5 protein-coding genes are annotated in these 8,051 nt (G+C 66.6%); 1 reads left to right on the top strand and 4 read right to left on the bottom strand.

Going from position 1 to position 8,051, the window contains the following annotated elements:
- Positions 1 to 79: 79 nt before the first annotated feature.
- The gene (locus QRN52_RS03570) at positions 80 to 1,900 is read left to right on the top strand and encodes an HNH endonuclease signature motif containing protein (RefSeq protein ID WP_284751399.1); all 1,821 of its coding nucleotides are present in this window, start codon (positions 80 to 82) and stop codon (positions 1,898 to 1,900) included.
- A gap of 160 nt (positions 1,901 to 2,060) precedes the next feature.
- On the opposite strand, the gene QRN52_RS03565 is transcribed toward QRN52_RS03570, so the two are convergent.
- From QRN52_RS03565 to QRN52_RS03550, 4 genes are all read right to left on the bottom strand, one after another.
- Positions 2,061 to 2,549 carry a hypothetical protein gene (locus QRN52_RS03565; RefSeq protein ID WP_284751396.1) on the bottom strand — a complete coding sequence of 163 codons (489 nt, stop codon included), beginning with the start codon at positions 2,547 to 2,549 and terminating at the stop codon, positions 2,061 to 2,063.
- Between the two features lie 195 nt (positions 2,550 to 2,744).
- Positions 2,745 to 4,307, bottom strand: coding sequence for an FAD-dependent oxidoreductase (locus QRN52_RS03560; protein ID WP_284751395.1), 1,563 nt, complete (start codon positions 4,305 to 4,307; stop codon positions 2,745 to 2,747).
- Positions 4,304 to 6,550: a molybdopterin oxidoreductase family protein gene (locus QRN52_RS03555; protein WP_284751394.1), complete on the bottom strand. Its 2,247-nt coding sequence runs from the start codon at positions 6,548 to 6,550 to the stop codon at positions 4,304 to 4,306. The genes QRN52_RS03560 and QRN52_RS03555 overlap by 4 nt, the downstream gene beginning before the upstream one ends.
- A gap of 1 nt (position 6,551) precedes the next feature.
- Complete coding sequence (locus QRN52_RS03550; RefSeq protein ID WP_390279735.1) at positions 6,552 to 7,958, bottom strand: MFS transporter; 1,407 nt, start codon at positions 7,956 to 7,958, stop codon at positions 6,552 to 6,554.
- Positions 7,959 to 8,051: the final 93 nt, after the last annotated feature.

The following is an 8,051-nucleotide window of genomic DNA, read 5'->3' as shown; positions in this document are numbered from 1 at the left end:
GCGTCAGTCGGACCCAGAGTCACACCGCAACACAACCAATTCCATCATTACTGTCGGTGCCTGCTGGCAGAGTATTGCCATGGAAGCGATCGGACACTTCACCAGTAGCCAGGGCACTGCGCCCGGCGGCGGGTTCGTCGTGTTCCATAAGGCGCGGGAACCTCGGAGGGCGACTGCGGCCGGTCAAGGGACGGGTCAAATGCGTGGGCTGCGCCGGCTCGCCCTGCTGGATCCGCGCGAGGACCGCATGGGCGATCACGGCGGCGACGGTGGTCCGCAGCAGGTTCTGGAGGGTGCTCTTGGAGCGTTGCGCTCCCTGGCACGGACCGCGGTGGACGACGTCGGGCCTCTGGGGATGCAGGATTCCGCCGCGTTCGCCTCCGGCGTGGAGGAACTCTCCCGCACCCTGGACTACTTGCAGCTCGTCGCCGCGGGGCAGTTGCACCGGGTCCGGCAGCAGGAGCCGATCGGCGGGACCGGCTGGACGACGGGCTGGGGAGCCGAAGCCCGGGAGGGCGGTTCCAGCGATGGCCCCGGCAGCCCCGAAACTGAAGGCGGAGCAGCCGGTGCCGGGGACGGTGCCGGGTGCGGCGGTCTCGCTGCGGGTGACGCTCTCGCCGGGTTCCGGGAGTTCCGGAACACGGGTGAGCACCTGCGCTCGCTGCTGCGGATCGGCGCGGCGGAGGCCCGGCGCCGCCTGGCCCTGGCCGAGGACCTGCTGCCGGGCCGCTCCCTCACGGGGCAACGGATCCAGCCGCGGTATGGGGAAGTGGCCGCGGCCCTGGCCTGCGGGAGCATCGCGTCCCGGCCGGCCACCACCATCACCATGGCTCTGGAACGCGTCCGGCCCCTGTGCAGCACCGAGACAGCCGCGGACATGGAACACGCACTGACCCTGACGGCGGCCGGGAACGACGCCGATTTCCTGGCCAGGATCGCCCGCCGCTGGACCGACGCGATCGATCAGGACGGTGCCGAGCCCCGCGAGGAATCCCTCCGCCACCTCCAGGGCGCCTTCCTGCGGCGGCCCAAACACGGGCTGCAGCATCTGGAGATCTTCGCCACCCAGGACCAGTACGAGCACCTGCTCACCGTCATGAACACCGCCACCAATCCTCGGACCCGCGTGTCCGGGGACCCCGGGTCCGGGGACCATGCGGTGGACGCGGGCGGCGGGGACGGCGGGGGCGGGCCGGCAAACGCTCCGGCTGACGGCCGGGCAGATGATCTGCCGGGTGGTTCAGGTGATGATGCCGCGTCCCTGGACCGCCGCACGAGGGCGCAGAAACTCCTGGACGGGTTGCTGGGCGCCTGCAAGATCGCCCTCGCCGCAGGTGCGCTGCCAGCGGCTGGAGGCCAGCGCCCCCAGATCATGGCCACGATCGACCACCGGGACCTCCTGGCAGCGCTGAAGGAAGCCGGGCAGCTCACGTTCCTCGGGCAATCTGGACAACCCGGGCGCTCCGGCGGGTCGCAACGGGGCACGGGGAGCTTCACGTTCACCGGTCCGGTCCCGGCGGCCACGCTGCGGAAAATCGCCTGCGACGCCGACATCATTCCCGTCGTTCTCGGCGGCGAAGGCCAGGTCCTGGACATCGGCCGGTCCTCCCGGATCTTCCCGACCCACATCCGTAAAGCCATCACCGCCAGGGACAAAGGCTGCGCGTTTCCTTCGTGCACGATGCCGGCCCCGTGGTGCGAAGCCCACCACATCACCTACTGGTCCCGGGGTGGACCGAGCAGCGTCGAGAACGGCACGCTTCTGTGCAGCCACCACCACCATCTGATCCACAAGGAAGAGTGGCACATCCAGGTCCAAGCAGGCGTGCCTTGGTTCATCCCGCCACCCCACATCGACCCACGGCAAAAACCACGCAAAAACCACTACTTCCACGTGTGACCACGCTCTTCGGTGTGACGTGCGTTGAGAGTGTGATGTGCCGGGAGACTGATCGGCTGTGGAGGGCGACTACGCGCTCGCGGGGTACCACCCACCGACGGCCCGGATCTATGCACAAAGCGCCCCCACAAATGCAAGGGCGCTCCGTGACTTGAGGGGTCTAACCGAGTGCGAGGCAGACGTCGAGGACCTTTCCTGAGCCGGAGAAGGGCCTTAGTTCTTCCCCTGTTGGAGTGATGGCGTAGTTGACATTGCCCGTTGTCAGGGCTAGCCCGGCCGGGTGCCCGTTGGCTGCAGGGATGAGTAGGAGGTTCAACCCTGTGGAAGCCAACTCGAGGCTGGTCGGATGGATTGCATCCGGAAGGTAGGTGACGTGGGTTGCTCCTGTGATGAGGTAGCTTGCGGAATGCCCGTTGGGGGCGGTCACTGTCACCCTGAGGTTCGGGGAGGCAAGTATCTGACGTCCGCCAGGAAGGTCGATCGTCTTCGAGCGACCGGTAACGTCCAGCCTGACAGGGTTGGTGAAGTTCGGACAGGGCCAATAGATTGTTCCGTCGGCCGGCGCGGGCGGCGCGGCGACAGCCGGACTGGCGCTTGCGGCGAGTACGGCCGCGACGGAAACGGTGATGGGTGCGAGCCAGCGTTTCATGTAGATCCTCCTGATGTAGCTTGCGAAAGTCCCCCCGGACATACGGGACGAGTCCCTGACGGCAAAGCCCTTGGATGCTACACCGGCACTCACAGCTCGAACGCGAGTGTTTGCTACTTGCGTCTGGAGTGCCCATGAGTAACTACATATTGAGTTGCTTCTGAGTAACGATCCGCTTCCGCAACTCATCACGAGCTACGCCGCAACCCCCTGAAAGTGCTTCTCGATAATCCCCTTGATGTCACCATGGCACCCACCACACCCAGTGCCGGCCCGCGTAGCCTTCGAAACTTCGGGCACGGAAGAGCAGCCATCCAGCACGGCTTCCTCGATGCTCGCACCGCTGACTCCCGCACAGCGGCACACGGTGCGCTGCGGATCATCATTCGAAGCAGACGGACCCAGTTGGTCCGGGCCGTCCAGGCGCAGCAGGAGTGAACGATCGGCGGGCAGCTCGGAGCCGCGTTCGAACAGCATCACGAGCTCCGCGGCCGTGCGCGGCATGCCTACGGTCACGAGTCCTTCGAGCGCGCCGCCCCGCGTCGTCATTTTGGCGTAGCGGCCGTGTTCGGGATCGGCCCACTGGGCGACCTGGCGCCGGGGCATTCCCTCGGAGACACCGACGGACAACAGCTCGTCATCCCACGGTTCGGCGCTGTTGTCGCCAGCGACGGCCATGTTGATGCCGCGTGCCTTCAGCACCACGACGCCGGGCTTCTCCTGCGGCAGGGGCGCCAAGGTGTCGGCTGCGTCTTGGCCGCCTTCGGCGAGGAGGATCAGATACTCGGCAAGCCATTCGGCCTGCCGCCAGCCCGGCCCCACCAGGCCTGATGGACCCAATGCGGTGCGGCATTCGGCGCACTCGGCATCGGCGCAGCGGACTTCGGCGCAGTCGCCGATCGCGAACATGTGCGGCTCGTGGTAAGTCCGCAGGCGGTGATCCACCAGGATGCCGGTAGCGGCAGGCAACCCGCAGCCTTCGGCCAATTCGATCCGGGGGCGAACGCCACAGGAAAGGACAAGAAGGTCGCCTTCGATCCGTGACCCGTCGTTGAGCACCAGGGCGGAAAACATGCCGTCGGGGCCGTTGTGCTCCACTGCCGTGGAACGGGCGTTGCCCACCATCGTGATCCCGCTGTTGCGCAAGCTCGTCGCGAGAACGGCCCCGCCGCCGCGGTCGATATTGCGGCCCAGCGGGAAGGAGCCGTTGTGCACCACCGTGGTCAGGGCACCTTCTTCAGCTGCGGCCAATGCCGTTTCAAGGCCGAGTACACCGCCACCGAGGACGATCACGCGCTTGCCGGCAGCTACGGCGTCGCGCAGTTGCGCGGCATCTCGGAGGTCACGGAGGGCAGTCACGCCTGGAGGGAGTACAGGGTGTGAAGGGTCGGGGTTGATACCCGTGAGGTTCGGAATGACGGGCCGCGAGCCCGTGGCGAACACCAGGCGGTCGTAGCCGGGCGTTGTCCCGTCCGAAAGGACAAGCTGCTGGCGTGCACGGTCGATGCGTTTGACGGTGACGCCCAGCCGGACCTCGACGCCGTCGGCCGCCAAAGCGGCAGCGTCCGCCATCGCGAGTGCCTCCGCGGTGGTCCGCCCAACGCCGAGTTCCGCCACCATGACGCGGTTGTACGCGGCTTCGGTTTCCTGCCCGACGACGAGCAGTTGGACAAGGCCGCCGCGCACGGCGGGCAACAACTCGTCCACCAGCCGGGCTGCGACCGGTCCGAATCCGACCACCACAATTCGCTCGCTCACGATGCCTCCTTGACCTGCATAGACAAGCTGACCTGCATTGATACGCTGGCCGCCGCTGGCAATGCCAGCTGGGCAGCCAACTCCGATTCGACGTTTGCCAGTACGGCCTTCCGGACCCAGACCGTGCTCGTCTTGAACTCCGGCATGCCCGAAATAGGATCCGTGACCGCCTCAGTGAGCAGGTTGGCGCTGCCCAGTCCAGGGAAATGGAAAGGCAGGAAGACGGTGTCCGTCCGGATGCTGTTGCTGAGCTCCACCCTGCACAGGACCTCTCCCCGCTCGTTGGAGACCCGGACAAAGTCGCCGCTGGAGATGTCCCTGACGGCCGCCGTCGCGGGGTGGATCTGCAAGAGCGGCTCCGGCTGCGCGGCCGCGAGTTCGGCCACGCGGCGGGTCTGGGCGCCCGATTGGTAGTGTTCCAGGAGCCGTCCGGTGACGAGCGTCAGCGGATCGGGATCAGAGCCGACGACGGCGGAGCGCCGGGACCGCTTCCGCGGTGCCACCGGGACCATGACCGCGCGACCGTCGGCGTGCGCGAAGCTGTCGAGGAAGAGTCGCGGCGTTCCCGAGCTGCCGGTGGGATAGGGCCAGTAGGCGGCCTCTCCTCGATCCAGCATGGCGTAGTCGATTCCGGAGTAGTCTGCCAGGCCACCTTCCGAGGCGAGCCGGAGCTCCTCGAAGACGGTCTCGGGATCGTCGCTGAACGTGGACGGAGCGTCGAGCGATTCGGCGAGCCGGGCCATGAGCCACAATTCGCTGCGGACGCCCGGGGGAGGGGTGAGCGCCTTACGACGGCGGAGCACGCGGCCCTCGAGGTTGGTCAGGGTACCTTCTTCCTCGGCCCATTGGGTGACCGGGAGGACCAGATCGGCTTCCAGCGCGGTCTCGGACATGAAGAAATCGCAGACAACCAGGAAGTCCAGGCGGCGCAGGCCCTCGATCACCGCGCCGGCGTCGGGGGCTGACACCGCCACATTGGCGCCGTGCACGAAAAGGCAACGGACGCCGTCGGGCTGTCCCAAAGACTTCAACAACTCCACGGCCGGAAGGCCGGGGCCGGGGATGAGGGATTCGTCGACGCCCCACACTTTGGCGACGTGTGCGCGGGCGGCGGGATCGGTGATCTTGCGGTAGCCGGGGAGCTGGTCGGACTTTTGGCCGTGCTCGCGACCGCCCTGGCCGTTTCCCTGGCCGGTCAGGGTGCCGTAGCCGCTGCGGGCGGATCCCGGGAGGCCGAGGAGGAGGCTGAGGTTGATCGCGGCTGTGGCGGTGTCAGTGCCGTCGACGTGCTGCTCGACTCCGCGGCCGGTGAGGATGTAGCTGCCGCCGCGCCGGGCGCCCTCTGCGAGGCGCCGGGCGGTTTCGCGGATGAGCGTGGCGGGTACGCCGGTGATCGACTGGACGCGCTCAGGCCAGAACGCGGCGAGGCTGCGAGCGATCGCTGGGTACCCGGTGGTTCGGTTCTGGAGGTATTCGGCATCGGCGAGGCCTTCGTGGACCACTACGTGGGAGATACCCAACAGCAGGGCGAGGTCCGTTCCGGGGGTCGGCTGCAAGTGGATGCCGCCGCCGTCGCCGGTGAATGCGGCCGTCGCGGAACGACGGGGATCGGCCACGATCAACCCGCCGGAATCGCGCGCGCCTTGCAGGTGCTGGACGAACGGCGGCATGGTCTCGGCAACGTTGGAGCCGAGAAGGAAGATGACGCTCGCCGAATCAAGGTCTTCCACGGGGAACGGGAGGCCGCGGTCCACGCCGAACGCGCGGTTTCCGGCTGCCGCGGCAGAGGACATGCAGAAACGTCCGTTGTAATCGATGCGCGAGGTTCCCAGCGCCAAGCGGGCGAACTTGCCCAACTGGTAGGCCTTCTCATTGGTGAGTCCGCCGCCCCCGAACACGCCGACGGCGTCGGGCCCGTACTGCTCGCGGGTCTGCTTGACGGCTCCGGTGACCAGCATGAGTGCTTGGTCCCACGTGACGGGCCGGTGGACGCCATCGGACCCTTTGAGCATGGGTTCCGTTACGCGTCCGGTGTGGTTCAACAACGACGGCGATGTCCAGCCCTTGCGGCACAGCCCGCCCCGGTTGGTGGGGAAATCGCGGCCGGACACTTCCAGGAGCGGAAGTGCCCTTGCCGCGGGAGCGGGGTCTGACCCCGGCTGCGCCGAGGGCGCCGCCGGGGTCAGGGTCATGGCGCACTGCAGCGCACAATACGGGCAGTGGGTGTTGGCGCCATTGGGCATATTAGATGTGTCCCATCGCGTTACGGTTGGCCTTCCGGAGGTAGCAGACCCAGCAGACGATGAGCATCAGCACGTAGGCGCCGACGAAGCCATAGAACGCGGGGGTGTAGGAGCCGGAAGCGCTGGATGCGTTGAGTACCTGGGGGATGACGAATCCGCCGTAGGCGCCAATCGCCGAGATCAGGCCGAGGGAGGAAGACGCGAGGCGTGCCGTGCTGGCGGCGCTCGCCCCCGAGCGGGCTGCACGGCTGGAAGTGGCGAAGATGACCGGAATCATGCGGTAGGTGGCGCCGTTTCCGAAGCCGCTTGCCGTGAAGAGGAACAGGAACAGGACCAGGAAGAGCCAGAAGTTCTTGAGCGGAAGGGTCCAGATCATGGTCAAGGTGATAACGGCCATCGCTGCGAACGCCGTAACGGTCATCCGGGCTCCGCCCATGCGGTCAGCCATGCGTCCACCGTAGGGACGGGCGAGGGAGCCGACCAGCGGGCCGAGGAAGGCGAGCGAGAGGACAACCGCGCCGAGGTGCATGGAGGAGAATGCCGGGAAGTAGTCCTTGATGAGCTTGGGGAAGACCCCGGAGAAGCCGATGAACGAGCCGAACGTACCGATGTACAGGAAGGCCATGATCCACAAGTGCGGTTCCTTGAGTGCGGCGATGGAGCCTGCAACGTCACCCTTGGCGCTCGTGAGGTTGTTCATGTACTTCCAAGCGCCGAAGGCAGCGATAAGGATGAGCGGAATCCAGATAAGGCCGGCCATGGGCAGGTTGACGGTACCGGCGGCCAGGAGGGTGACGGCGATCGGGACGACGAGCTGCGCGACGGCGGCACCAAGGTTTCCGCCCGCGGCGTTCAAGCCCAGCGCCCAGCCCTTTTCGCGGGCAGGGTAGAAGAAGGTGATGTTTGCCATCGAGCTCGCGAAGTTGCCGCCGCCGAAGCCTGCAAGTCCCGCTACCAGTAGCATGACGCCGAAGGGGGTGCCGGGGTTTGAGACGCACAAGGCAAGGCCCGCCGTCGGGATCAGCAGCAGGAGGGCCGAGACGATGGTCCAGTTGCGGCCACCGAACCTTGGAACCATGAAGGTGTAGGGGATGCGCAGTGTGGCACCGACCAGGCTGGGGATCGAGATGAGCCAGAAGATCTGGTTGGTGTCGAACTTGAAGCCTGCGGCCGGGAGCTGGACGACGACGATCGACCAGAGCTGCCAGACGACGAAGCCGAGGAACTCGGCGAAGATGGACCAGTACAGGTTGCGCTTGGCGATGGAACGGCCGGCGGCTTCCCACTGATCTTTGTTCTCTGCGTCCCAGTTGGCAATCCAGCGGCCAGGACGGTGTTCAAGCTCGGGGACGAGGGCGGTGGGCGCCTGCTCGTTGGTGAGGATTTCGGTGCTTCGGTCAACTGTCACGGAGTGCCTCCTTTGTGGGGACGTTGTACTTACACGTTAGGTACGGCGCGTTTCGCGGACCGTCGCGGTTTGTAAACGTGCTGTGACATTCAC

Source organism: Arthrobacter sp. efr-133-R2A-120 (assembly GCF_030209835.1).
GTDB lineage: Bacteria > Actinomycetota > Actinomycetes > Actinomycetales > Micrococcaceae > Arthrobacter.
The sequence above is the reverse complement of the archived record's forward strand: the minus strand, read 5'-3'. Positions and strand labels throughout refer to the sequence as shown.

Excerpts from the sequence above, each read along its gene's own strand:
- QRN52_RS03570 (WP_284751399.1), top strand. The coding sequence starts at position 80 with ATGGAAGCGATCGGACACTTCACCAGTAGCCAGGGCACTGCGCCCGGC.
- QRN52_RS03565 (WP_284751396.1), bottom strand. The coding sequence starts at position 2,549 with ATGAAACGCTGGCTCGCACCCATCACCGTTTCCGTCGCGGCCGTACTC.
- QRN52_RS03555 (WP_284751394.1), bottom strand. The coding sequence starts at position 6,550 with ATGCCCAATGGCGCCAACACCCACTGCCCGTATTGTGCGCTGCAGTGC.